Origin of the sequence: Bacillus sp. (in: firmicutes), assembly GCF_031983925.1 — a bacterium.
GTDB lineage: Bacteria > Bacillota > Bacilli > Bacillales > Bacillaceae_G > Bacillus_A > Bacillus_A pacificus.
In genome coordinates, this window is sequence record NZ_DALYZR010000003.1 from 191,344 (window position 1) to 215,029 (window position 23,686).

The window sequence follows — 23,686 nt, forward strand, 5'->3', positions numbered from 1 at the left end:
TTTGGTACACCTTTTTATATTATTGTTACTTCCATTCTGAGGGGACGCTTCCTATCCAGTTCCAGTGGCCAGATCTTCGCATCTAAGAACCTTAACTGGTCAGAGCTGAACGAGTCGCCTCCACTTTTAGCTATTATCCAGCTCCAGCGGCTAGAATCTCCGGCCATTCCACTCTCTCGCTCGAAGCAAAAAGCGCTTCAAGGTCGAGAGTTCCAATGTCCTGCGATTCTAAGCGAGCCGCTTCCGCTTTTAAACTGGCCTTACTAATTCAAATTGTTCTCCTAGTTTTGCGTAGTTGTGTCCTGCTAGGCGGCTTACTGGTTTTAGTCCTTCTGCATGAATGCGTCCATTTTCGTATAGGTGTTCTGCGACGTGGAAACGAACGACGCGTCCGATTAGTAAATCGCAAGCTGGTGAGTCTTCTGTTCCGCCGAGAGGGATTGCGCGTTCTAGTACGCATTCCATTCGAATATTTGCTTCTTTTACACCTGGAACGGAGATGACATCACTTTCAATTGGTGTTAATTTTGCTAGTTCAATTTCACTTTCATTTGGAGGGAGATTAGCTGCTGTTTCGTTAATTGCCGCTACGTATGATTCATCAGAGATATGTACGACAAATTCCCCTTTTTCAATTGCGTTTCGGGAAGTGTCCTTTCTTTCTCCAGCTTTTCGTTGTACAGAAACTGAAATAAGTGGTGGATTTGCAGCAACGATGTTGAAGTAACTATATGGTGCGCCGTTTAATACGCCGTCTTTTGTTACAGAAGTAACAAATGCGACAGGGCGTGGGATGATACTTCCCGTTAATAATTTGTAATTCTCTTTTTCCGATTGTTCATTTGGATTAATGGATAACATGATTGAAATCCCCTTTCTAAATATGACGACTTATTGTTTGTTTACAAGATGTTAGTGGAAAACTCCTGCTGAAAATAATATTTTTATTACATAAAAAGAACTTACTTCAACCACAATGAAGTAAGTTCCACCTAAATAATCTCGAATTCAAGATAAAAATTATAGTAAAACGTATGCGCCAGGACCGATTAAAGCTACACCGATAGCAACAGCGATTAACATTAAGTTATATTCATATCCATTTTGAGTTACCCAGTAACCGTTTTTTCCATGAACAGTGAATATCGCCATTAACATTGTTCCAACGATAAATAATGAACCGATTGCAGTGAAAATACCTGATGCGAATAAGAAACCACCTAATAATTCAGTTGCGCCAGCCATAAATGCCATAAATACACCAGGGCGTAAACCGATTGATTCCATCCAGCCACCTGTTCCTTTTAAACCGTAACCGCCGAACCAACCAAATAATTTTTGAGCACCATGACCCATGAATGTAATACCTATAATAAGACGAATAATAAGAAGACCGAAATCCATCATTTTTGAAAACCTCCTAAAAGTTATTAACTTACCTTACGTAAGTAATAATAAAATAGTTACTTACTTTAGTCAAGTGGATTTCGAAAAAAGTTTGAAAAAAATTTTACAAATTAACAACAAAAAATAAAATGTAGTAAAGACCTCTAGACAAGTTGGGTAAAAAAAGAGAAAATATAAGTAGAAGTTAACTTCTTATTGTTATTCAGACAATCAGAATTGACTGGAATTTTGTGAGACGCTACAATAAGAGTCTAGTAGTAATGACGTAATTTATTTCGAAAGCGTTTTTACAGTATAATATTCGAAGTATGAGGTCTTACGTTTATTCTGATCTTTAATAGAGATTGCCCTATAAACTTTTAGGTAAATTATAAGGAGGACTATCCTATGTTTAAAAAATTATTCGGTCTTGGTTCAAAAACAAATGAAGAAACAATCGTAGCTCCATTAACTGGAGCAGTGAAAAATATTGAAGAAGTACCAGATCCAGTATTCGCTGGTCGTATGATGGGTGACGGTGTTGCAATCGATCCTACTGAAGGTGTAGTTGTATCTCCAGTTGATGGCGAAATCGTACAATTATTCCACACGAAACATGCAATTGGAATTAAAGCGAAAAACGGTACAGAAATTTTAATCCACGTTGGATTAGAAACTGTAAAAATGGAAGGTGAAGGTTTCGAAGCTCACGTTTCTGAAGGACAAGCTGTAAAAGCTGGAGATAAATTAATCTCATTCGACTTAGAATTAATTCGTGAAAAAGCGAAAAGCACAATTACTCCAATCGTTATTACAAACACAGATGCAGCTGAGTCTATTAAGACAACTGTAGGTGTAACTGCTACAAAAGGTTCAACAGAAGTAATGAAAGTTACAATGAAATAATTATCACATGAAAGGAATCCGTTTCGTATGAAATGGATTCCTTATTTTGTTTTGTAGTCTGTTCCTTATATATGGTAAAATACTTTGGGCACTTGGAAATAGGGTTTCACATATATGTGGATAAGGCGCATTTTTCTTAGAAAAAATATAAGAGAAATGCGCCTTTCGTATATTCACATTTCTTTTGTTCTATTGTAATGTACGCTATGATAAAAGGAAGGAAATAGAGAAAAGGGGTGGGTTTAGATGAAACGAGTATTATTTGTTTGCACTGGAAATACATGCCGTAGTCCGATGGCTGAGGCGTTACTGCGCCATTATGGAGAAGGTAAGTTTGAAGTGCAATCTGCTGGTGTTTTCGCCTATCCTGGAAGTGATGCGTCGGTACATGCAAAAGAAGCTTTAGCTGAAAAGGGAATTGCAATCGATCATGCTTCACAGCAGGTAAACGAAGCCTTAATTGATTGGGCAGATATTATAGTAACAATGACGGAAAACCATAAGGAAATTATCCTTGGGCATTATCCGAGTGTTGAAGGGAAAGTAGATACATTATATGGACTAACTGAGGGGATGAGTAAGGATATTTCAGATCCATTCGGCGGATCTCTCTCTATTTATAAAGAAACATTAGAAGAGATGGAAAAACTTGTACAAACTTTACTGAAAAAACATTCAGAAGGTTGATGTTTCGTGTATAATACGATATTGGAGATCACTTCGTCCCATTAAAGGATTAAGTGAGAATGAAGATAATGGATTGAAACTTTGGAGGGGTAAAAATGAAAGTAGTAGTAGCATCTGATCACGGCGGTATGAATATCCGTAAAGAACTTGTAAGTTTATTAGAAGAGTTAAATATTGAATATATTGATTTAGGTTGTGAATGTGAAGCTGGTTCTGTTGATTACCCTGATTTTGCGTTTCCAGCAGCGGAAATGGTAGCAAATGGCGAAGTAGATCGTGGTATTTTAGTTTGTGGGACAGGCATCGGTATGTCAATTGCTGCAAACAAAGTAAATGGTATTCGTTGTGCGTTAGTTCATGATACTTTCAGTGCGAGAGCAACGAGAGAGCATAACGATACAAACATGTTAGCAATGGGCGAGCGTGTAATTGGGGCTGGTCTAGCACGTGACATCGCAAAAATTTGGTTAACAACTGAATTTGAAGGCGGCCGTCACGAAAACCGCGTAGGAAAAATTAAAACATACGAAGCAAAGTAATAGATTCTAACTAGAAGCAGTAGGAAATATAATTTGGTGAACCAACCTGTGAAAGGAAGAGGCGTAATGACAGAAATCGTAAAGGTAAGAGAACAGCTACAAATTTCGCTTTCTGATTTCCAAGAACAAGCTTCATTACAAAGTGGTCAAATTTTTGTAGTGGGGTGTAGTACGAGCGAAGTGCTAGGAGAAAGAATTGGGACATCAGGAACGATGGAAGTAGCAGAGGCGATTTTTTCTGAGTTAAAACAATTTCAAGAACAAACAGGTATTGAGTTGGCGTTTCAATGTTGTGAGCATTTAAACCGTGCTTTAGTAGTTGAGAAAGAGTTGGCGATGAAATATCAATTTGAAATTGTAACAGTTACGCCTGTTAGATCAGCAGGTGGTGCATTAGCAACATATGCTTATCACAATTTGAAAGATCCGGTAGTAATTGAGTTTATTAAAGCAGATGCGGGAATGGATATTGGTGATACATTTATCGGTATGCATTTAAAGCACGTAGCTGTTCCGGTTCGTACTAGTGTGAAGGAAATTGGAAGTGCACATGTAACGATGGCAACAACACGTGGAAAGCTAATTGGTGGAGCACGTGCTGTTTATGCGGCGAAGGAAGAGACTATCACTTGCCGTTAAAGTTATGAATAAGGTATGTTGTCTGACTTTATTATAGAAGAAAGAAAAGACCGAAAATCGGTCTTTTTTTTCTTTTATGATATAGAAAGTCATGTTAGAATGTAGTTGAAAACATGAAGGTTCGAAAGAATTACAACCTGAATTTTCGTTTTTTCTGAATAAATAAGAAAAAACTGTTGGGAATCGATGTAATTCGTTCAGAAAAGGGGGATTTTGGTGGATCATTTAAAACGTCAAGATGAAAAGGTATTTGCTGCAATTGAGGCAGAACTAGGAAGACAGCGTTCGAAGATTGAGTTAATTGCTTCGGAAAACTTCGTAAGTGAAGCAGTAATGGAGGCGCAAGGTTCTGTTTTAACGAATAAGTATGCTGAAGGATATCCTGGGAAACGTTACTATGGTGGTTGTGAACATGTAGACGTAGTAGAAGATATCGCACGTGATCGCGTGAAAGAAATTTTCGGCGCAGAGCACGTAAATGTTCAACCGCATTCTGGTGCACAAGCGAACATGGCAGTATACTTCACGATTTTAGAGCAAGGCGATACAGTACTTGGTATGAATTTATCTCATGGTGGTCACTTAACACACGGAAGCCCTGTTAACTTCAGTGGAGTACAATATAATTTCGTAGAATATGGCGTGGATGCTGAATCTCACCGTATTAATTACGATGATGTATTAGCAAAAGCGAAAGAACATAAACCAAAATTAATCGTTGCAGGTGCAAGTGCGTACCCTCGTGTTATCGATTTCAAACGATTCCGTGAGATTGCAGATGAAGTGGGCGCATACTTAATGGTTGATATGGCACATATCGCAGGTTTAGTAGCGGCTGGTTTACATCCAAATCCAGTGCCACATGCACATTTCGTTACAACAACAACACATAAAACATTACGTGGTCCACGTGGTGGTATGATTTTATGTGAAGAGCAATTTGCAAAACAAATTGATAAATCAATCTTCCCTGGTATTCAAGGTGGTCCACTTATGCACGTAATCGCTGCAAAAGCTGTTGCGTTTGGTGAGGCACTTCAAGATGATTTCAAAACATATGCACAAAATATCATTAACAATGCGAACCGCTTAGCTGAAGGTCTTCAAAAAGAAGGACTTACACTTGTTTCTGGTGGAACAGACAATCACTTAATCCTAATTGATGTTCGTAACCTAGAAATCACAGGTAAAGTAGCAGAGCACGTATTGGACGAAGTTGGTATTACAGTGAACAAAAATACAATTCCATTTGAAACAGCAAGCCCATTTGTAACAAGTGGTGTACGTATCGGTACAGCAGCTGTAACATCTCGTGGTTTCGGTTTAGAAGAAATGGATGAAATTGCGTCACTTATTGCTTACACATTAAAAAATCATGAAAATGAAGCTGCATTAGAAGAAGCACGTAAGCGTGTAGAAGCGTTAACGAGCAAATTCCCAATGTACACAGATCTATAATAGATTGAAGAAGGCTGCTGAGACGTAATTGTTTTAGCAGTCTTTTTTGTGGACATATATTGTTCTTTAAGTATGTATACAAATGATGAATAAATTTTGGCGATATAATGAAGGATACAGCTCCCATAATTGGTAAAGATACTAGATAGATTCATCGGAAATCATGACTTTTCCAAATTTGCCCTTGAATATTAGTAGCGTTTTCTTTACAATCGTAAATAGTGTAAAAAAGCGTGCAAACGCATGAATATCATCTAAAGGAGAGATTCACATGGGAAAACTGTATGTATTTGATCACCCGTTAATTCAACATAAGATTACATATATTCGCGACAAGAATACAGGTACGAAAGATTTTCGTGAATTAGTGGACGAAGTAGCAAGCTTAATGGCTTTTGAAATTACTCGCGACCTTCCACTTAAAGACATTGAAATTGAGACGCCTGTAAGCAAAGCGACAACAAAAGTGATCGCTGGTAAAAAACTTGGTTTAATTCCGATTTTACGTGCAGGTTTAGGAATGGTTGATGGAATTCTGAAATTAATTCCAGCAGCAAAAGTAGGACACGTTGGCTTATACCGCGACCCTAAAACATTGCAACCGGTAGAATACTATGTGAAACTTCCAACGGATGTAGAAGAGCGTGACTTTATCGTACTAGATCCGATGCTAGCAACAGGTGGTTCTGCAGCTGAAGCAATTAACTCTCTGAAAAAGCGCGGCGCAAAACAAATTAAATTAATGTGTATCGTTGCAGCTCCAGAAGGAGTAAAAGTAGTACAAGAAGAACATCCTGATGTTGATATTTATGTAGCAGCATTAGATGAGAAATTAAATGACCACGGATATGTAGTACCAGGTCTTGGTGATGCTGGTGACCGTTTATTCGGAACGAAGTAAGACAACTGACGAGCAGGGGGATTCCTCAGCTCGTCTTTTTTTGATGTAAGCAAGTAGGGGGAGGGGAGAGGATAAATATACATAGTATATACAACATAAGTTGCATACACATCACATATAATATAGAAGTCTTACGTCTAAAGAGCACTATATTATGGAAGGAAAGCGTTATATCGTAAAAATATAATAGTGACAAACTTGTGAACATTTCCTTCTATTATAAAGAGAAAACTGTTAGAAATTGCATATCTCTAACCAGTATTTAGAAGGGGAACGTTTTCATTTTTGGGAGGAAATGACTAATACTCAAATTTTTTGATTTTTTACGATTTCTCGTTGACACTGTTAATACCCTATTGTATGCTAACAACGGGGATAGATGGTAGGGCTTTCAGTGACAAAAATACATCTATTCCGTGACGAAAATGTAAACTTTTTATTTTGTATAGGATTTATGCAAAAAAATGAGTTATTATTAACACATCGTGAATGAGGGTTACATATTGGAGGGATGAATCCTTGCAAAAAAACGATCGCAGCCATATAAAAGCTTATGCTTTAATGTCAGGTATTCTTGCTCAGTTAGTCGGTTCTATTCTTGTTGGGATCTTTGGTGGGCAGTGGATTGATAATAAGGTTGGAACGTTTCCATTGTTTCTTATTATAGGGTTATTACTCGGATTAGGAACAGGGGTATACGCAATGATTCGACTCATTCGACATTACTATTCGGGAGAGCAATGATGATAGACGTACATGGACTTGTCCAAAGACAAAAGAAATATATGTACTACTTGCTTGCGCTTCTAGTGCTAGGATGGGGATTCACCTCTTACAAGGATGTATTTCTTGGACTGATTATCGGGACGATTTTCAGTTTTCTTAGTTTGCGCATCATTGCACGTAGAACAGACAAGCTGTTGGATCGCGTGACAAATGGAGAAAACGTGAAGTTTAAGGCGACAGCGGTAAGTACATATTCAAGATTCGCCACGATTGGGTTATTAATTTTATTTGCAGCCAAATATCAAGAGTTAATTGCGATGTGGGGCTTAGGTGTAGGATTGCTGACAGGATACCTTGTCATGATCATAGATTTTCTTTATTTAGAGTATAAGAGCAGGGAAGAGAGGTGAATTACTAGTGGAACACGGTAAATTAGTTGAATTTCTAGGTTTAACGTTCGATTTGTCATCAGTTATGATGGTTACTGTAGCAGCAGTTATTGTTTTCTTAATCGCTGTTATCGGAACTCGCAGCTTAGCCCTTCGCCCAACAGGAATGCAAAACTTCATGGAATGGGTGTTTGACTTCGTGAAAGGGATTATCAATAGTACGATGGACTGGAAAACAGGTGGACGTTTCTTAACGCTTGGCGTTACGCTTATCATGTTTATCATCGTATCGAACTTCCTTGGTTTACCATTCATGTATTCAGCAACTGAAGCTGGCGAACATATTGCATGGTGGAGATCACCAACGTCTGATCCAGCAGTTACATTAACATTAGCCGTGATGGTAGTTACCCTCACCCATTATTATGGAATTAAGATGAAGGGTACGAAAGAATACGTAAAAGGTTATTTCCAACCTATGAAATTCTTATTCCCATTAAAGGTTATTGAGGAGTTTGCTAACACATTAACGTTAGGTCTTCGTTTATTTGGTAACATTTATGCAGGTGAGATCTTATTAGGATTACTTGCTAAGTTGGGCGGAGCATCATTCCTTGGAGCATTAGGTGCACTTGTACCGATGTTAGCATGGATGGGATTCAGTGTATTCGTTGGATCAATCCAAGCATTTATTTTCGTTATGTTAACGATGGTTTATATGGCTCATAAAGTAAGTCATGACCATTAATATAATTTAAGTAAGAAAAAATTTATTTTTTTATAATACAAAGGAGGACAAATTAAATGAGTTTAGGTGTAATCGCAGCTGCAATTGCAATTGGTTTATCAGCATTAGGTGCAGGTATTGGTAACGGTCTTATCGTATCACGTACAATCGAAGGTGTTGCTCGTCAACCAGAATTAAAAGGCGCACTTCAAACAATTATGTTCATCGGGGTTGCTTTAGTTGAGGCACTTCCAATCATCGGTGTAGTTATTGCATTCATCGTAATGAACAAATAAGGGAGACTCCCCTTACATAGATGGCGAAGAGTGTTTTTCCGAACTTTCTTCGCCATTGCTTTATGAACGAAACGTATGTCTTTTTTTTTCATATGATCAATTTAGATATTTTGAAGGGAGTGAATCCTTGTGCCAACTTTATTATTAGGGGCTGCCATTCCATTTGGAACGATTGCTTATACATTGTTCATTTTCTTACTTCTATTAGTAATGCTACGCAAATTCGCGTGGGGTCCTTTAATGGGGATTATGAAAGAACGTGAAGAGCATGTTACTAATGAAATCGACGCTGCAGAAAGAAGTAACGCTGAAGCGAAGAAGTTAGTAGAAGAACAACGTGAAATGTTAAAACAATCACGTGTTGAAGCACAAGAGTTAATCGAAAGAGCGAAAAAACAAGCTGTAGATCAAAAAGATGCTATTGTTGCTGCTGCGAAAGAAGAAGCAGAATCAATTAAAGCATCTGCTGTACAAGAAATTCAACGCGAAAAAGAGCAAGCGATTGCTGCTTTACAAGAACAAGTTGCTTCTTTATCTGTTCAAATTGCTTCTAAAGTAATTGAAAAAGAATTAAAAGAAGAAGATCAAGTGAAGTTAATTCGCGATTATATTAAAGAAGTAGGAGAAGCGCGATGAGCAATGGGATTGTAGCAAAACGTTATGCTGTCGCTCTTTTTAAAATTGCTAAAGAAAAACACGTATTAGAAATGTTTGAAGAGGAATTACGCCTTGTACAAAACGTTTATGTAAAGAACGGAGAACTACATAGCTTTTTAACGCAACCGAACATTTCAAAGGAACAAAAGAAAACGTTTCTTGCAAACGTATTCGGGTCTGTTTCTGAATCTATTTTAAATACGTTATATATTTTAATTGATAACAAGCGCATTGATATCTTACCTGAAATTGCAGATGAATATGTTGTTCTTGCTAATGAAGAACGTAACGTAGCGGACGCAACTGTATATTCTACTCGTCTTCTATCAGAAGAAGAGAAGCTTAACATTGCAGAAGCATTTGCAAAGAGAACAGGAAAAGATGCAATTCGCGTAAAAAATGTTGTAGATGAAGATTTACTAGGCGGCATTAAAGTACGTATTGGAAATCGCATTTATGACGGAAGTTTACAAGGAAAATTAGCACGTATTCAGCGTGAATTAATGAAGAATAGATAGGGGTGAAGCACATGAGCATCAGAGCTGAAGAAATTAGCGCACTGATAAAGCAACAAATCGAGAACTATCAGTCTGAAATCGAAGTTAGTGATGTTGGTACAGTTATCCAAGTTGGTGACGGTATCGCGCGTGCTCATGGTCTTGATAACGTTATGGCTGGTGAACTTGTAGAGTTCTCTAACGGCGTTATGGGACTAGCACAAAATTTAGAGGAAAACAACGTAGGTATTATCATTTTAGGACCTTACACAGAAATCCGTGAAGGTGACGAAGTTCGTCGTACTGGTCGCATCATGCAAGTACCAGTAGGAAAAGAACTAATTGGTCGTGTTGTAAACCCATTAGGTCAACCAGTTGATGGTTTAGGCCCAATCAATACAACAAACACTCGTCCAATCGAAAGTCCAGCACCAGGTGTAATGGATCGTAAATCTGTTCATGAGCCACTTCAAACAGGTATTAAAGCGATCGACGCTCTTGTACCAATTGGCCGTGGTCAACGTGAGTTAATCATCGGTGACCGTCAAACAGGTAAAACAGCAGTTGCACTAGATACAATCATTAACCAAAAAGATGAAGATATGATTTGTATTTACGTAGCTATCGGACAAAAAGAATCAACTGTACGTAACGTAGTAGAAACACTACGTAAGCATGGTGCATTAGAGTACACAATCGTTGTAACTGCATCTGCTTCTCAACCAGCTCCATTATTATACCTAGCTCCTTACGCTGGTGTAACAATGGGTGAAGAGTTCATGTACAATGGTAAACACGTATTAGTAGTATATGATGACTTATCAAAACAAGCAGCAGCTTACCGTGAGCTGTCATTACTATTACGTCGTCCTCCAGGTCGTGAAGCTTACCCAGGGGATGTATTCTACTTACATTCTCGCTTATTAGAGCGTGCAGCAAAATTAAGTGATGCAAAAGGCGGCGGTTCTTTAACTGCACTACCTTTCATCGAAACACAAGCAGGGGACGTATCAGCTTACATCCCAACAAACGTAATCTCGATTACGGATGGACAAATCTTCTTACAATCTGACCTATTCTTCTCTGGCGTACGTCCAGCGATCGATGCGGGTACTTCTGTATCTCGTGTAGGTGGATCTGCTCAGATTAAAGCAATGAGTAAAGTATCAGGTACACTTCGTCTTGACCTTGCATCTTACCGTGAGTTAGAAGCGTTCGCTCAGTTCGGTTCTGACCTAGATAAAGCAACTCAAGCGAAACTAAACCGTGGTGCTCGTACTGTTGAGGTATTAAAACAAGGATTACACAAACCGTTACGTGTAGAGAAACAAGTTATCATTCTTTACGCTTTAACACGTGGATTCCTAGATGATATCCCAGTAGTAGATATCACTCGTTTCGAAGAAGAATTCCATGCTTGGTTAGATTCTAATGCGACTGACTTATTAGAAGAAATCCGCACAACTAAGAAACTTGCGGATGATGACAAATTTGCAGCAGCAATTAATGGATTTAAAAAAGTATTCGTAGCTTCTGAATAATAAATAAAAGCGGAAGCGGCTCGTCCTGAATGTGAGGGGGATGGAGCTTCTGACGAAGAGGCGGTCTTTGCCTCGTAGGAAGAAGTGAAGCCACCGAGCATTCAAGCCGCTGGAGCTAGATAATATAAAGGCATCTCGGGCTTTGGGATTGCCGACGGTTGTGAAAGGAAAAGAGTAGGTGCACCTATTCTTTTCCTTCAATCATGAGCAAGAATATCTTGCAACGTAGATTAGGAAGAGGATTCTTACTAATCGTGCCAACTTCCGGAAAAAAGGTGGTGAAAACCTGTGGCATCTTTACGCGATATAAAAGCGAAGATTAACTCGACAAAGAAAACGAGTCAAATTACGAAAGCGATGGAGATGGTATCTGCATCTAAGTTAAACCGTGCAGAGCAAAATGCTAAATCTTTCGTTCCGTATATGGAAAAGATTCAAGAAGTAGTAGCGAGCATTGCGCAAGGAAGTAAAGGAATTAATCATCCAATGCTAAATGCGCGTCCTGTAAAGCGTACAGGATACATCGTTATTACATCTGATCGCGGACTAGCAGGTGGTTATAACAGTAACGTATTACGTACAGTAAGTAACGTAATTCGTGAACGTCATAATATGGATTCAAACCAATATTCAATTATTGTGCTTGGACGACTAGGACGTGATTATTTAAAACGTCGCGGCTTTAACATCATTGATGAAGTAGTTGGATTATCTGATCACCCATCATTCACTGATATTAAAGACCTTGCTTCTCGAGCAATTGCGATGTTCGCAGATGGTGCTTATGATGAGCTGTATATTTACTACAACCATTACGTAAGTAAAATTTCACAAGAAGTAACGGAAAATAAAATTTTACCGCTTACTGATGTGGCGTCTGATAAACCGACGACAGCTTATGAATTCGAACCTTCTGAAGAAGAAATTTTAAAAGTACTATTGCCACAATACGCAGAAAGCTTAGTGTACGGTGCATTACTAGACGGTAAAGCAAGTGAGCACGCAGCGCGTATGACAGCAATGAAGAGTGCTACAGACAACGCAATGGAAGTTATCGATTCACTTACACTTTCATTCAACCGTGCGCGTCAGGCAGCGATTACGCAAGAAATTACGGAAATCGTTGGTGGAGCAGCAGCGTTAGAGTAGTAATAAAAAGCGTAGGTGGCTTGTCCAGAAGGGGAGGGCATTGGAACTCCTGACAAAGAGGCGTTCTTTGCCTCGTAGGAAGGAGTGAAATGGCCGACCCTTCTAGCCACCGGAGCTCGATTCAATAAAAAGCGGAAGCGGCTCATTCAAAAGAGCCGCGTAAGCTTATAAACCAATAAAAAATTAAAAGCTAGCTGCTCGTAGAAAGTTGGCTAATTAAAAGAAAGCTAGGAGGGAACCCGATGAATAAAGGGCGCGTTACGCAAATCATGGGTCCGGTTGTAGACGTTAAGTTTGATGGCGGAAAGCTACCAGAAATCTACAACGCCCTTACGGTAAAACAGAGCAACGAAAACGGTGAACTTAACTTAACATTTGAAGTTGCACTTCATTTAGGTGATGATACAGTTCGTACAGTTGCGATGTCTTCCACAGATGGACTTGTTCGTGGCACAGAAGTAGAAGATACTGGTAAAGCAATCTCTGTACCAGTTGGTGATGCAACACTTGGTCGCGTATTTAACGTATTAGGTGATGCTATTGACTTAGATGGTGAGGTTCCTGCGGATGTACGCCGTGATCCAATTCACCGTCAAGCACCTGCATTCGAAGAGTTATCTACTAAAGTAGAAATTCTTGAAACTGGTATTAAAGTAGTAGACTTACTTGCTCCTTACATTAAGGGTGGTAAGATCGGTCTATTCGGTGGTGCCGGTGTAGGTAAAACAGTATTAATTCAGGAGTTAATCAACAACATCGCACAAGAGCACGGTGGTATCTCTGTATTCGCTGGTGTAGGTGAGCGTACTCGTGAGGGTAATGACTTATACCACGAAATGAGCGATTCTGGCGTAATTAAGAAAACTGCGATGGTATTCGGACAAATGAACGAGCCACCTGGAGCACGTCAACGTGTTGCATTAACAGGCTTAACAATGGCTGAATATTTCCGTGATGAGCAAGGACAAGACGTACTTCTGTTCATCGATAATATCTTCCGTTTCACGCAAGCAGGTTCTGAAGTATCTGCCCTTCTTGGCCGTATGCCATCTGCGGTAGGTTACCAACCAACACTTGCAACAGAAATGGGTCAATTACAAGAGCGTATTACATCTACAAATAAAGGGTCTATCACGTCTATCCAAGCGGTATATGTACCAGCCGATGACTATACTGACCCAGCACCAGCTACAACGTTCGCTCACTTAGATGCAACAACAAACTTAGAGCGTCGTTTAACACAAATGGGTATTTACCCAGCCGTAGATCCATTAGCATCTACATCTCGTGCACTTTCTCCAGAAATCGTAGGAGAAGAGCATTATGAAGTGGCTCGTCAAGTACAGCAAACTTTACAACGTTACAAAGAGCTTCAAGATATCATCGCTATCTTAGGTATGGATGAGTTATCTGAAGAAGATAAGTTAGTTGTACATCGTGCTCGTCGTATTCAATTCTTCTTATCTCAAAACTTCCACGTAGCGGAGCAGTTTACAGGTCAAAAAGGTTCTTACGTACCTGTAAAAGACACAGTTCGTGGTTTCAAAGAAATTCTAGAAGGAAAATATGATGACCTTCCAGAAGATGCATTCCGCTTAGTTGGTGGCATTGAAGAAGTTATTGAAAACGCGAAGAAAATGATGGCGTAAGGCCTTAGGAGGGACGAAGTATGAAGACATTTCCAGTCAGTATTGTAACTCCTGATGGACCGGTTTACGAAAAAGAAGTAGAAATGGTAAGTGTAAAAGCAGAGAGTGGGGAAATGGGGATTTTACCAGGTCACATTCCAACTGTTGCACCATTAAAGATTAGTGCAGTTCGTCTGAAAAATGGTGGGCACACTGATTATGTAGCAGTAAGTGGTGGCTTTATCGAAGTTCGTCCAGATAAAGTAACTGTATTATCATCATCTGCTGAAGAAGCAAACCATATCGATATCCATCGTGCAAATGAAGCGAAGCGTCGTGCTGAGCAACGTCTGCAAGATAAACAAGCACATGTTGACTTTAAACGTGCAGAAATGGCATTACAACGTGCTGTGAACCGTTTAAACGTTTCCGATATGAAATAAAAAATTCGTAAAGGCTTTGCCTTTACGAATTTTTTTGTGGATTTTATGGATAATTTTACAAAAATGGTATAATTATATCAGCGCTCGTATAAGTAGAGAATGTACAACAATTTATAAAGGAGATGAATAAATGATTGGTGAAATGAAACGAGAAGCATTGCAATCTTTAAAAGGAAAATGGGGACTAGGTGTTGGATCAACGATTTTATATTTTATTTTAAGTTATGTTGTTTCAATGGCTGTAATGCTTATACTATTAATTCCAGTAGTTATAATAGTTCTTTTATTGTCTATTTCAACTGGTTCCATTGAAGAAGACACGATGGCAATTGGAGCTGCTATTACGTTTGGGCTTTTTTACTGCCTTATGATAATTTTAAGTTATGCGGCTTATGGCATTACCTCATACGGTTATACAAATTTGTTTCTACAAATAAGTAAACGAGAAGATGCTAGAGTTGATTATTTATTTGAAGGGTTTCGTGGTTTTAAAAGAATGATGAAAACAATGTGGGCTATGCTTGCAATTTTGTTATATACAGGTACATGGGTTCCAATGCTAGGAACGATTGTATGTGGGATATTAGGATTCTTTGATGAGAGTGCAAACCCATCATTCATAATCGTTTTCTTTGTTTTATTAGCTATTTCGTTTGTTGTAATGGCTATTTTGTATTTTTCATATTCGATGACATATTATGTGATGGTTGAAAAACCAGAATATAGTGTTTCGCAGGCAATGAAAGAAAGTAAGAATCTGATGAAGGGGCACAAATTAGATCTATTTCTTTTATGGCTAAGCTTTATCGGTTGGGCTATTTTAGCAATTTTTACACTTGGAATAGGTTTTCTATGGCTTAGTCCGTATGTGAGTACAACGACAGCGCATTTTTATCGCTACATTTCAAAGGGTGAATTGCAGTAGGAATATGCTATACTAATAGAATTATTGTGTATAGGAGGCGAGGCTAAACATGATTAGTGATTTAAAAGGAGAAGCACTGGACTCATTAGAAGGGAAATGGGGATTAGCTGTCGGGGCAACATTACTGATTTCGATTCTTCTTACGACCTTTAGTTTTAGTATTGAGTGGGTATTTTCTTCAATTTTTGATTGGAAAGAAACGAAAAATTCAATTTCAATAAATATCATTACATTTTTTGTTACTGGGCCTTTAACTTTAGGTGGATATTATCTTGCTTTAAATATCCTTCGTGAAAAGCAAGCTAGTATCGGTAATGTGTTCATTTGGTTTTCAGAGGGAAAGAGATTTTTAAAATCATTTTTATTATATTTATTAGTAAATTTTTATCTTTTCTTATGGACGTTACTGTTCATTATCCCAGGCATTATTAAATCATTTTCTTATGCGATGACGTACTTTATAATAAATGATCACCCTGAGTATTCTATAAATCAAGCGATTACAGAAAGCCGTCGTATGATGGATGGGCATAAGATGGAGTATTTCATTTTATGTCTGAGCTTTATTGGTTGGTTTATATTAAGTTGTATTACACTCGGGATTGGATTCTTATGGCTAATTCCATATTTTTATACGACGTCAGCAGCCTTTTATGAAGAGATTGCAGAGGAATATTACGAGAAAACAATTCCGACACTATAAAGTGGGGCATCCCACATTGATGATTCGTTTTATAAAACACCCAGTATGAGCTATTGATTCATACTGGGTGTTTTTTGTAGAAATTTTATAAATTGATGACTAGTAAGTGGTTTACTGAAATAGTAACCTTGCATATATTTACAGTTGTTCTTTTGTAGAAACTTAAGTTGTTTTTCTGTTTCAATTCCTTCAGCAACGACAGATAGGTTTAACGTATTTGCAAGAGAAAGGATAGTGGAAACGATGGCCCTTTCTTCAGGGCGATGATCGGCGAGTTGTGTAAATTCTCTCGGTACTTTTAATGTATCAATAGGGAAAATGGATAAATAAGCAAGAGAAGAATAGCCGGTTCCGAAGTCATCAATGGACGTTTGAATACCATATTCCTTTAATTGCTTTAGCTTGGATAACGTTTCTTTTTCATCGATCATTGCAATTCGTTCTGTTAACTCAAGTGTTACATCTTTTGGATCGACTTTAACGTCTGTTATTATTTGTAAAATGTTCTCAATTAAATTATTTTGCTGGAACTCTTTAGCTGATAAGTTAACACTTATTTTTAAATCTTTGTAGCCAAAAGTATGCCATATTTTTAGCTGACGACAAGATTCATTTAATACCCAATGACCAAGTGGAATGACTTGGGGAGTTTCCTCTACAATTGGAATGAACTCACATGGCGGAATGTCACCTAGGAGTGGGTGTTTCCAGCGTAGCAATGCTTCGGCACCAATGATCTTTTTCTTCGTAATATCAATTTGTGGTTGATAGACGAGATAAAATTCTTCGTTTACTAAAGCGAGTGGTAAATCTTTTTCAATTCGAGCTTTTCGTTCCATTTTTTTATACAATTCTTTCGTGTACAGAGAGCTACCATTTTTCCCTTTATTTTTTGCTTCGTACATGGCCATATCAGCATGTTGTAAAATCGATAACGGATCTTCACCTGCTTCAGGGTATATTGCTATCCCGATGCTAGGTGAGATTTGTAAATGTTGATTTTCAATTTCGAATGGTTCGTTCATGGCTGCTACAATTGTATCAGCTATTTTTTTTACATCTGGCCTCTTTTTATAATTTTCGATAAGGATTGTGAACTCATCTCCAGCTAATCGGGCAAGCTTCATATTTGGTGTCGCTATACTTTCGAGTCTTTTTGCTACTGCAATTAATAGAAGGTCGCCTACCCTATGACCGAGGGTATCGTTAATAACTTTAAAGCGATCTAGGTCAAGAAACATAACAGCAAAAGGCATTTTTGATATTTTGGATCGCGCAATTGCTTGTTCTACATATTGATGAAATGCACGTCGATTTGCAAGCTCTGTTAGTGTATCATGATATGCTAGAAAATTAATTTGTTCCTGTTGTTGTTTGCTTTCCGTAATATCTTTAATCATTAAATAAACTCCAGAAATATGATCCTTTAAAAAGATAGGAACAGCTGTCACATGCAAGTAGTAAATATCTCTATTTTTATGATATGCCCGTATTTCTAAAGAAATAGATTTCCCCTTTTTTACGCGATGGAAGGCATTGATGATTTCTTCCAAATCTTCTTCATACGTAAGTGAATAGTAAGGTTGATTTAATAATTCATTCGTTTGATAACCGAGTAAAGTCGTACCAGCGTTATTCACTTTAAGAAAATTACCGTATAAATCTAATGTGAAAATGGGATCTGGATGATGCTCGTATAAAGATTTAAACATTTGTTGGTTATGATATAGTTCATTTTTTTGTTCTACTAAATCTTCTGTACGCAGTTCAATTTGTTTTTCGAGTTCTGAGTTGAATTGCATTTGGGCTAATAATAATATTTTATTTTGTTTTCGAACTAAACTATGGCGAATGAGAACGAAGGAGAAAGTTATCATAAGCCCGATTACTACAATAGGTGCAAAAACATATTCGACTAATATGAAAACAATAAGCATTACGACAGAAATATAAGGTAATGATAATCTGATCGCTTCCCCAAGTTTAGGTGTTAATAGCACTTGTTCTTGTTTTTCAGGTTCTTTTGTATGAAGAATACAGGCGATTGCTACTAGCACTAAAGTTACTTGATAGAGAGGAGTAATTGTAAACATAGAATATTCGGGCGTGAAGTATTTGATATAAGCATAAATCGCATCTGTAGTCGCATACAAAATTAAAGCACTACCAAGGAGCGCACCGACTTTTTTCGGTAATAAGGAAAGTGGTTTGAATAAAAGGTTAATTCCTATGAGAAAAAAGAGTAAATCGGTCATTGGATAGGTAAGTTGAACAAATATGTCGATATAGGATGTTGAAGAAATGTAAATGGTTCGTTCAATAAGTAAGTAGTAACTTAAAGTGAACTGTGCTGTAACAATAATACAAATATCACATATCATAAAAAGCTTTTCTAATAAATCTCGGTTATAAATGATTTCATATAGAAAGGCAAATGCAAAGCTAATTAAAAAAAGTAGATAAAAAAAATCAGACGGATCAACGAATGTATAGTAGTCCTTTAAAATTAAACGTTGATAGGCAACGATGATATCGCCAATGAAATAAGAGAGGGTTCCAACACATAAAATGGTCCAAAATAAACGAGGTAACCCTTCTTTCATGTTTGAAAAATAAAGTATATAACTACAAGCGATAATATCAATGAATAATGTACTCATACCAATTAATATTTGAAAAGGAAATGAGTATTCATATAGAAAAGGCATTGTCACGTAATGAATCATTATAGACAACAATATAATGCTTATAAGAATGCTTACATGTGTTTGTTTTTTCATTTATCTCACCCACGGTATATACATATAAATTCCTCTTTTTATTTTTTATAGTTTCTATACTTATTTTGCACAGGTATAGCCAGTTATAAAAATAGATTTTAATAATTCTCGTTTCTGTCCCCAACATATCGACATGGGAATTTGAAGTTTGCTATAATGATTAAAATAGTTGCATTATTTAGAAAAATTTAAAAATAATAATTACTGCAACTAGGACATATTGTTTACTAAGTGAACTTGTTCTTAATTTAGGGGGGAGGGTTTCACAATGGCAAGTGTATATGAAAATAGTTATATGATCGTTTTGATTTTCTTGCTATTAGGCATATTGCTTCCGGTAGTGGCTCTTACATTAGGAAGGATGCTGCGCCCGAGTAAACCAAGTGCAGCGAAAGCGACGACGTATGAGAGTGGGATTGAGCCTTTTCATGATGCAAATATTCGGTTTCATGCTCGTTACTATATTTTTGCTTTATTGTTTGTCATCTTTGATGTAGAAACTTTATTTTTATATCCATGGGCTGTTGCATATGACAAGCTCGGTTTATTTGCACTGATTGAAATGTTCATTTTTGTTGTAATGTTGCTAGTTGGGTTAGCGTATGCTTGGAAAAAGAAGGTGTTACAATGGTTATAAATTTTGAGGAATTACATCCAAATGAGCGAGCGGAATTAGAACGAAATATCTTTTTTTCTACATTGGAACAGTTGAAGGGATGGGCGCGAAGTAATTCTTTATGGCCAATGACATTTGGACTGGCATGTTGCGCAATTGAAATGATGGGAGTAGGTTCATCACATTATGATTTAGATCGATTTGGGTCATTTTTTCGGACTTCACCAAGGCAATCGGACGTTATGATTGTGTCGGGAACGGTAACGAAGAAGATGGCTCCTATTGTTCGGCGCTTATATGATCAAATGCCTGAACCGAAATGGGTTATTGCAATGGGATCTTGTGCGACAGCAGGGGGCCCGTATGTAAATTCATATGCTGTTGTAAAAGGTGTAGATCAAATTGTACCAGTTGACGTGTATATCCCTGGTTGCCCACCAAATCCCGCTGCTTTAATTTATGGCATTAATAAATTAAAAGAAAAAATTCGTTACGAGGCAAAGACGGGGAAGCAGGTGACGAATAAATGAGTGATCCAAACAAAGATTTAGAGGATTTGAAAAGAGAAGCGGCTAGGCGGGCGAAAGAAGAGGCGAGAAAGCGTCTCGTTGCGAAACATAATGCGGAAATAAGTAAACTTGAGGAAGAAAATCAAGAAAAAGAGAAAGCGCTATCAAAAAATGATGGTATGACTGTGGAAGAAGCGAAACGCCGTGCTGCAGCAGCCGCAAAAGTGAAAGCGGCGGTGCTAGCAAAACAAAAAGGAGAAGGAACAGAAGAAGAAAAGGCCAAGGCGAAAGCAAAGGCAGCAGCGGCCGCGAAAGCGAAAGCGGCGGCGCTAGCGAAACAAAAAAGAGAAGGAATGGAAGAAGGAACAGAAGAAGAGAAGGCGAAGGCAGCAGCAGCCGCAAAAGCAAAAGCGGCGGCGCTAGCGAAACAAAAAAGAGAAGGAATGGAAGAAGGAACAGAAGAAGAAAAGGCAAAAGCAAAGGCGAAGGCAGCAGCAGCCGCAAAAGCAAAAGCGGCGGCGTTAGCAAAACAAAAAAGAGAAGGAACAGAAGAAGTGACGGAAGAGGAAAGGGCCAAAGCAAAGGCGAAGGCGGCAGCAGCCGCAAAAGCAAAAGCGGCGGCGTTAGCAAAACAAAAAAGAGAAGGAACAGAAGAAGTGACGGAAGAGGAAAGGGCCAAAGCAAAGGCGAAGGCGGCAGCAGCCGCAAAAGCGAAAGCGGCGGCGTTAGCAAAACAAAAAAGAGAAGGAATGGAAGAAGGAACAGAAGAAGAAAAGGCCAAGGCGAAAGCGAAGGCTGTGGCGGCCGCAAAGGCAAAAGCAGCGGCGCTAGCAAAGCAGAAAGCTTCGCAAGGTGATGGGGATTCGGGAGATGAAAAGGCGAAGGCAATTGCAGCAGCGAAGGCGAAAGCGGCAGCGGCTGCAAGGGCGAAGATGGAGGGTGCTGAAGGTAAGAAGGAAGAGGAAGCGAAGCAGGAAGAGCCATCCGTGAATCAACCGTATTTAAATCAGTATGTTGAAGTTATTAAGGGAAAAGTAGGAGAGGATGCTTTAGTAGATTGCTACATTAATAAACTTTCCAAAGATGTACCAACTCTTGTAGTGGAGCCCTCAAAATATTATGAAGTAATGGAGTTACTGCGATCCCATGAGGAACTTGCATTTGATTATATGTCAGAGTTACATGCGACGGATTTTGTGACACATATGGAAGTGTATGTTCATTTATTTTCATATGGAAAGAAACAGTCAGTAGCGGTAAAGGTGAAGCTGGATCGGGAAGCGCCGCAAGTAGAATCGGTGACGCCGCTTTGGAAAGGGGCGGACTGGCCAGAGCGGGAAGCGTATGATTTGCTCGGCATTGTATTTAAGGGACATCCGAATTTATCGCGTATTTTAATGCCCGATGATTGGATAGGACATCCGCTTAGAAAAGATTATGAACCGTATGATGTGGAGGTGTAGCTAAATGATCCGTACGGAAGAAATGCTTTTGAATGTAGGTCCTCAGCATCCGAGTACACACGGTGTGTTCAGGCTTGTTATTAAAATTGACGGGGAAATTATTAAAGAAGCTACACCGGTTATTGGATATTTGCATCGCGGGACCGAAAAGATTGCAGAGAGCTTACAGTATACGCAAATTATCCCTTATACAGATCGGATGGACTATTTATCGGCTATGACGAATAATTACGTCATTTGCCACGCTGTAGAGACGATGATGGGGCTTGAAATCCCAGAGCGAGCTGAATACTTGCGAGTACTTGCAATGGAACTTGGAAGGATTGCGAGTCATCTCGTTTGGTGGGGGACAAATCTTCTCGATATAGGAGCGGTCAGCCCGTTTTTATACGCGTTCCGTGAGCGGGAGATGATTATTAATTTATTAAACGAATTATGCGGTGCCCGGCTTACTTTTAACTATATGAGAGTCGGCGGTGTAAAGTGGGATGCGCCGGACGGTTGGATTGAAAAAGTGGAAGAATTTGTTCCGTATATGAGAGAGCAATTGGCGGGTTACCATGATCTCGTTAGTGGCAATGAGATTTTCTTAAATCGTGTAAAAGGCGTTGGTATATATAGCGAAGAAGATGCAATTTCGTATTCTTTAAGCGGAGCGAATTTGCGGTGCACCGGAGTAAACTGGGATCTTCGCAAGGATGAACCGTACTCCATTTACGACCGTTTTGATTTCGATATTCCTGTTGGGAGCGTGGGGGATGCTTGGGATCGCTATGTTTGCCGCATGAAGGAAATTGAGGAGTCGTTAAAAATTGTCGAGCAAGCTGTCCAGCAGTTCCCGAAAGAAGGAGCAGTACTTGCGAAAGTACCGAAGATTATTAAGGCTCCTAAAGGGGAAGCATTCGTCCGTATAGAGTCGCCGCGAGGAGAGATTGGTTGCTATATTGCTAGTGACGGAAAGAAAGAGCCGTACCGCTTGAAGTTTCGCAGGCCGTCTTTTTACAATTTGCAAATTTTACCGAAGTTATTGAAAGGTGAAAACATCGCCAATTTAATTACGATTTTAGGTGGAGTTGATATTGTACTTGGGGAGGTTGATGGCTGATGATTGAAACGCTCTTACAATCACCTTCAAGCTGGACGAATTTCTTCATTTTTTTCGGGTTAGCGGTGCTGCTACTATTTGCGGTCCTTGGCTTTGTTACATATGGTATTTTGGCAGAGCGGAAAGTGATGGGTTTTATGCAGGGGCGGATTGGGCCAAACCAAGTCGGGGGCCGGTTCGGTTTACTGCAAACGGTAGCCGATGTTTTAAAACTATTATTGAAAGAAGATAGTATTCCGAAGGCGGCAGATAAACCGTTGTTTATATTAGCGCCTGTCATTGCATTTGCGCCAGCATTTATGGTTCTTGCAGTTATCCCGTTTACTGATAAATTTCAGTTCGCAGATATTGGCGTAGGCTTACTGTATTACATTGCTGTTTCTGGCATTACGACGATTGGTGTCGTAACCGGAGGATGGGCATCGAATAATAAATATTCCCTTTTAGGAGGGATGCGTGCAGCGGCGCAAATGATTTCTTATGAAATTCCGCTCGTAATGAGTGTAATCGGGATCGTTTTGTTAGCTGGTAGCCTAAATTTAAATGAAATCGTAGCAGCGCAGGAGAATGTTTGGTACATTTTCGTGCAGCCAATCGGTTTCGTCGTATTTTTAATCGCAGCGGTAGCAGAGTTAAATAGGACGCCGTTTGATTTACCAGAAGCTGAGTCGGAGCTTGTTTCTGGATATCATACGGAATACTCAGGGTTTCGCTGGGCGTTTTTCATGCTTTCAGAGTACGTATATTTCTTCGGGATGGCATCTTTAATTACTGTGCTCTTTTTAGGCGGATGGAATCCAGTTATGTTCCTTGGATTCATCCCAGGTGCCGTATGGTTTGCTTTAAAGTTTAGCAGTGTAGTTTTTCTATTAATTTGGTTCCGCGTTACGTTTCCGCGTATAAGAGGTGATCAGTTAATGGAGTTTGGCTGGAAAGTATTATTGCCAATTGCACTTGCAAATATTTTCTTAACGGCATTGATTAAGGAGTTATTCTTCTAATCTATGAGGGGGGTG

The 23,686-nt window shown here is 38.8% G+C and carries 27 protein-coding genes; 24 read left to right on the plus strand and 3 right to left on the minus strand.

Features of this window, described 5'->3' with window-relative positions; translation table 11 throughout:
- Positions 1-249 precede the first annotated feature (249 nt).
- Together RTP99_RS12550 and RTP99_RS12555 are read right to left on the minus strand one after the other, a co-directional pair.
- Entirely contained in the window at positions 250-861 is a 612-nt protein-coding gene (locus tag RTP99_RS12550; protein ID WP_000949041.1) for a flavin reductase family protein, read from the minus strand.
- A gap of 159 nt (positions 862-1,020) precedes the next feature.
- Positions 1,021-1,407, minus strand: coding sequence for a DoxX family protein (locus RTP99_RS12555; RefSeq protein ID WP_000968618.1), 387 nt, complete (start codon positions 1,405-1,407; stop codon positions 1,021-1,023).
- A gap of 387 nt (positions 1,408-1,794) precedes the next feature.
- Here RTP99_RS12555 and RTP99_RS12560 point away from each other — a divergent pair, with 387 nt between their 5' ends.
- From RTP99_RS12560 to RTP99_RS12650, 19 genes are all read left to right on the plus strand, one after another.
- Entirely contained in the window at positions 1,795-2,292 is a 498-nt protein-coding gene (locus RTP99_RS12560) for a PTS sugar transporter subunit IIA (RefSeq protein ID WP_000473666.1), read from the plus strand.
- 246 nt (positions 2,293-2,538) lie between these two features.
- A complete protein-coding gene (locus tag RTP99_RS12565) occupies positions 2,539-2,979 on the plus strand; it encodes a low molecular weight protein arginine phosphatase (RefSeq protein WP_000832382.1) in 441 nt (146 codons plus the stop codon).
- 95 nt (positions 2,980-3,074) lie between these two features.
- Complete coding sequence (gene rpiB, locus RTP99_RS12570; RefSeq protein WP_000869919.1) at positions 3,075-3,518, plus strand: ribose 5-phosphate isomerase B; 444 nt, start codon at positions 3,075-3,077, stop codon at positions 3,516-3,518.
- A gap of 66 nt (positions 3,519-3,584) precedes the next feature.
- Positions 3,585-4,157 (plus strand): TIGR01440 family protein, encoded by a 573-nt coding sequence (locus RTP99_RS12575; protein ID WP_000136362.1) that lies wholly within the window; start codon positions 3,585-3,587, stop codon positions 4,155-4,157.
- A gap of 216 nt (positions 4,158-4,373) precedes the next feature.
- Entirely contained in the window at positions 4,374-5,615 is a 1,242-nt protein-coding gene (glyA, locus tag RTP99_RS12580; protein WP_000349818.1) for a serine hydroxymethyltransferase, read from the plus strand.
- 271 nt (positions 5,616-5,886) lie between these two features.
- Positions 5,887-6,516: a uracil phosphoribosyltransferase gene (upp, locus tag RTP99_RS12585; RefSeq protein ID WP_000517539.1), complete on the plus strand. Its 630-nt coding sequence runs from the start codon at positions 5,887-5,889 to the stop codon at positions 6,514-6,516.
- Positions 6,517-6,895: 379 nt separating this feature from the next.
- Positions 6,896-7,009, plus strand: a complete 114-nt coding sequence (locus tag RTP99_RS12590; protein ID WP_000232961.1) for a DUF4024 domain-containing protein — start codon at positions 6,896-6,898, stop codon at positions 7,007-7,009.
- 26 nt (positions 7,010-7,035) lie between these two features.
- Entirely contained in the window at positions 7,036-7,260 is a 225-nt protein-coding gene (locus tag RTP99_RS12595) for an AtpZ/AtpI family protein (protein ID WP_001171223.1), read from the plus strand.
- Positions 7,260-7,652: an ATP synthase subunit I gene (locus RTP99_RS12600; protein ID WP_000567600.1), complete on the plus strand. Its 393-nt coding sequence runs from the start codon at positions 7,260-7,262 to the stop codon at positions 7,650-7,652. Before RTP99_RS12595 ends, RTP99_RS12600 begins: the two co-directional genes overlap by 1 nt.
- A gap of 7 nt (positions 7,653-7,659) precedes the next feature.
- Positions 7,660-8,379, plus strand: coding sequence for a F0F1 ATP synthase subunit A (atpB, locus tag RTP99_RS12605; RefSeq protein ID WP_000399870.1), 720 nt, complete (start codon positions 7,660-7,662; stop codon positions 8,377-8,379).
- A 56-nt stretch (positions 8,380-8,435) separates the two neighbouring features.
- Positions 8,436-8,654, plus strand: coding sequence for a F0F1 ATP synthase subunit C (gene atpE / locus RTP99_RS12610; protein WP_000052064.1), 219 nt, complete (start codon positions 8,436-8,438; stop codon positions 8,652-8,654).
- Between the two features lie 129 nt (positions 8,655-8,783).
- Positions 8,784-9,290, plus strand: a complete 507-nt coding sequence (gene atpF, locus RTP99_RS12615) for a F0F1 ATP synthase subunit B (protein ID WP_001142617.1) — start codon at positions 8,784-8,786, stop codon at positions 9,288-9,290.
- The gene (atpH, locus tag RTP99_RS12620; RefSeq protein ID WP_000064683.1) at positions 9,287-9,829 is read left to right on the plus strand and encodes a F0F1 ATP synthase subunit delta; all 543 of its coding nucleotides are present in this window, start codon (positions 9,287-9,289) and stop codon (positions 9,827-9,829) included. The genes atpF and atpH overlap by 4 nt, the downstream gene beginning before the upstream one ends.
- 11 nt (positions 9,830-9,840) lie before the next feature.
- The gene (gene atpA, locus RTP99_RS12625) at positions 9,841-11,349 is read left to right on the plus strand and encodes a F0F1 ATP synthase subunit alpha (protein ID WP_000027518.1); all 1,509 of its coding nucleotides are present in this window, start codon (positions 9,841-9,843) and stop codon (positions 11,347-11,349) included.
- A gap of 288 nt (positions 11,350-11,637) precedes the next feature.
- Entirely contained in the window at positions 11,638-12,498 is an 861-nt protein-coding gene (atpG, locus tag RTP99_RS12630; protein WP_000157696.1) for a F0F1 ATP synthase subunit gamma, read from the plus strand.
- Between the two features lie 242 nt (positions 12,499-12,740).
- Entirely contained in the window at positions 12,741-14,147 is a 1,407-nt protein-coding gene (gene atpD, locus RTP99_RS12635; protein ID WP_001032591.1) for a F0F1 ATP synthase subunit beta, read from the plus strand.
- A 20-nt stretch (positions 14,148-14,167) separates the two neighbouring features.
- Positions 14,168-14,569: a F0F1 ATP synthase subunit epsilon gene (atpC, locus tag RTP99_RS12640; RefSeq protein ID WP_000847211.1), complete on the plus strand. Its 402-nt coding sequence runs from the start codon at positions 14,168-14,170 to the stop codon at positions 14,567-14,569.
- Positions 14,570-14,699: 130 nt separating this feature from the next.
- Entirely contained in the window at positions 14,700-15,494 is a 795-nt protein-coding gene (locus RTP99_RS12645) for a DUF975 family protein (protein WP_000578816.1), read from the plus strand.
- A 49-nt stretch (positions 15,495-15,543) separates the two neighbouring features.
- Complete coding sequence (locus tag RTP99_RS12650) at positions 15,544-16,197, plus strand: DUF975 family protein (protein WP_000622475.1); 654 nt, start codon at positions 15,544-15,546, stop codon at positions 16,195-16,197.
- A gap of 50 nt (positions 16,198-16,247) precedes the next feature.
- Here the strand turns inward: RTP99_RS12650 and RTP99_RS12655 are convergent, their stop codons facing one another.
- The gene (locus tag RTP99_RS12655; protein WP_000744975.1) at positions 16,248-18,977 is read right to left on the minus strand and encodes a putative bifunctional diguanylate cyclase/phosphodiesterase; all 2,730 of its coding nucleotides are present in this window, start codon (positions 18,975-18,977) and stop codon (positions 16,248-16,250) included.
- A gap of 268 nt (positions 18,978-19,245) precedes the next feature.
- Between RTP99_RS12655 and nuoA the strand changes: the two genes are divergently transcribed.
- The 5 genes from nuoA to nuoH are packed head-to-tail and all read left to right on the plus strand — an operon-like array spanning position 19,246 to position 23,671.
- The gene (gene nuoA, locus RTP99_RS12660; RefSeq protein WP_000179276.1) at positions 19,246-19,614 is read left to right on the plus strand and encodes an NADH-quinone oxidoreductase subunit NuoA; all 369 of its coding nucleotides are present in this window, start codon (positions 19,246-19,248) and stop codon (positions 19,612-19,614) included.
- Positions 19,605-20,123 carry an NADH-quinone oxidoreductase subunit NuoB gene (gene nuoB / locus RTP99_RS12665; protein WP_000236331.1) on the plus strand — a complete coding sequence of 173 codons (519 nt, stop codon included), beginning with the start codon at positions 19,605-19,607 and terminating at the stop codon, positions 20,121-20,123. Before nuoA ends, nuoB begins: the two co-directional genes overlap by 10 nt.
- Positions 20,120-21,565 carry an NADH-quinone oxidoreductase subunit C gene (locus RTP99_RS12670; protein ID WP_001283215.1) on the plus strand — a complete coding sequence of 482 codons (1,446 nt, stop codon included), beginning with the start codon at positions 20,120-20,122 and terminating at the stop codon, positions 21,563-21,565. The genes nuoB and RTP99_RS12670 overlap by 4 nt, the downstream gene beginning before the upstream one ends.
- Before the next feature lie 4 nt (positions 21,566-21,569).
- A complete protein-coding gene (gene nuoD, locus RTP99_RS12675) occupies positions 21,570-22,670 on the plus strand; it encodes an NADH-quinone oxidoreductase subunit NuoD (protein ID WP_000621448.1) in 1,101 nt (366 codons plus the stop codon).
- Complete coding sequence (gene nuoH / locus RTP99_RS12680; protein WP_000573430.1) at positions 22,670-23,671, plus strand: NADH-quinone oxidoreductase subunit NuoH; 1,002 nt, start codon at positions 22,670-22,672, stop codon at positions 23,669-23,671. The genes nuoD and nuoH overlap by 1 nt, the downstream gene beginning before the upstream one ends.
- Positions 23,672-23,686 lie beyond the last annotated feature (15 nt).

Excerpts from the sequence above, each read along its gene's own strand:
- RTP99_RS12550 (WP_000949041.1), bottom strand. The coding sequence starts at position 861 with ATGTTATCCATTAATCCAAATGAACAATCGGAAAAAGAGAATTACAAA.
- RTP99_RS12555 (WP_000968618.1), bottom strand. The coding sequence starts at position 1,407 with ATGATGGATTTCGGTCTTCTTATTATTCGTCTTATTATAGGTATTACA.
- RTP99_RS12560 (WP_000473666.1), top strand. The coding sequence starts at position 1,795 with ATGTTTAAAAAATTATTCGGTCTTGGTTCAAAAACAAATGAAGAAACA.
- RTP99_RS12565 (WP_000832382.1), top strand. The coding sequence starts at position 2,539 with ATGAAACGAGTATTATTTGTTTGCACTGGAAATACATGCCGTAGTCCG.
- rpiB (WP_000869919.1), top strand. The coding sequence starts at position 3,075 with ATGAAAGTAGTAGTAGCATCTGATCACGGCGGTATGAATATCCGTAAA.
- RTP99_RS12575 (WP_000136362.1), top strand. The coding sequence starts at position 3,585 with ATGACAGAAATCGTAAAGGTAAGAGAACAGCTACAAATTTCGCTTTCT.
- upp (WP_000517539.1), top strand. The coding sequence starts at position 5,887 with ATGGGAAAACTGTATGTATTTGATCACCCGTTAATTCAACATAAGATT.
- RTP99_RS12590 (WP_000232961.1), top strand. The coding sequence starts at position 6,896 with ATGGTAGGGCTTTCAGTGACAAAAATACATCTATTCCGTGACGAAAAT.
- RTP99_RS12600 (WP_000567600.1), top strand. The coding sequence starts at position 7,260 with ATGATAGACGTACATGGACTTGTCCAAAGACAAAAGAAATATATGTAC.
- atpE (WP_000052064.1), top strand. The coding sequence starts at position 8,436 with ATGAGTTTAGGTGTAATCGCAGCTGCAATTGCAATTGGTTTATCAGCA.
- atpH (WP_000064683.1), top strand. The coding sequence starts at position 9,287 with ATGAGCAATGGGATTGTAGCAAAACGTTATGCTGTCGCTCTTTTTAAA.
- atpA (WP_000027518.1), top strand. The coding sequence starts at position 9,841 with ATGAGCATCAGAGCTGAAGAAATTAGCGCACTGATAAAGCAACAAATC.
- atpD (WP_001032591.1), top strand. The coding sequence starts at position 12,741 with ATGAATAAAGGGCGCGTTACGCAAATCATGGGTCCGGTTGTAGACGTT.
- atpC (WP_000847211.1), top strand. The coding sequence starts at position 14,168 with ATGAAGACATTTCCAGTCAGTATTGTAACTCCTGATGGACCGGTTTAC.
- RTP99_RS12645 (WP_000578816.1), top strand. The coding sequence starts at position 14,700 with ATGATTGGTGAAATGAAACGAGAAGCATTGCAATCTTTAAAAGGAAAA.
- RTP99_RS12650 (WP_000622475.1), top strand. The coding sequence starts at position 15,544 with ATGATTAGTGATTTAAAAGGAGAAGCACTGGACTCATTAGAAGGGAAA.
- RTP99_RS12655 (WP_000744975.1), bottom strand. The coding sequence starts at position 18,977 with ATGAAAAAACAAACACATGTAAGCATTCTTATAAGCATTATATTGTTG.
- nuoA (WP_000179276.1), top strand. The coding sequence starts at position 19,246 with ATGGCAAGTGTATATGAAAATAGTTATATGATCGTTTTGATTTTCTTG.
- nuoB (WP_000236331.1), top strand. The coding sequence starts at position 19,605 with ATGGTTATAAATTTTGAGGAATTACATCCAAATGAGCGAGCGGAATTA.
- RTP99_RS12670 (WP_001283215.1), top strand. The coding sequence starts at position 20,120 with ATGAGTGATCCAAACAAAGATTTAGAGGATTTGAAAAGAGAAGCGGCT.
- nuoD (WP_000621448.1), top strand. The coding sequence starts at position 21,570 with ATGATCCGTACGGAAGAAATGCTTTTGAATGTAGGTCCTCAGCATCCG.
- nuoH (WP_000573430.1), top strand. The coding sequence starts at position 22,670 with ATGATTGAAACGCTCTTACAATCACCTTCAAGCTGGACGAATTTCTTC.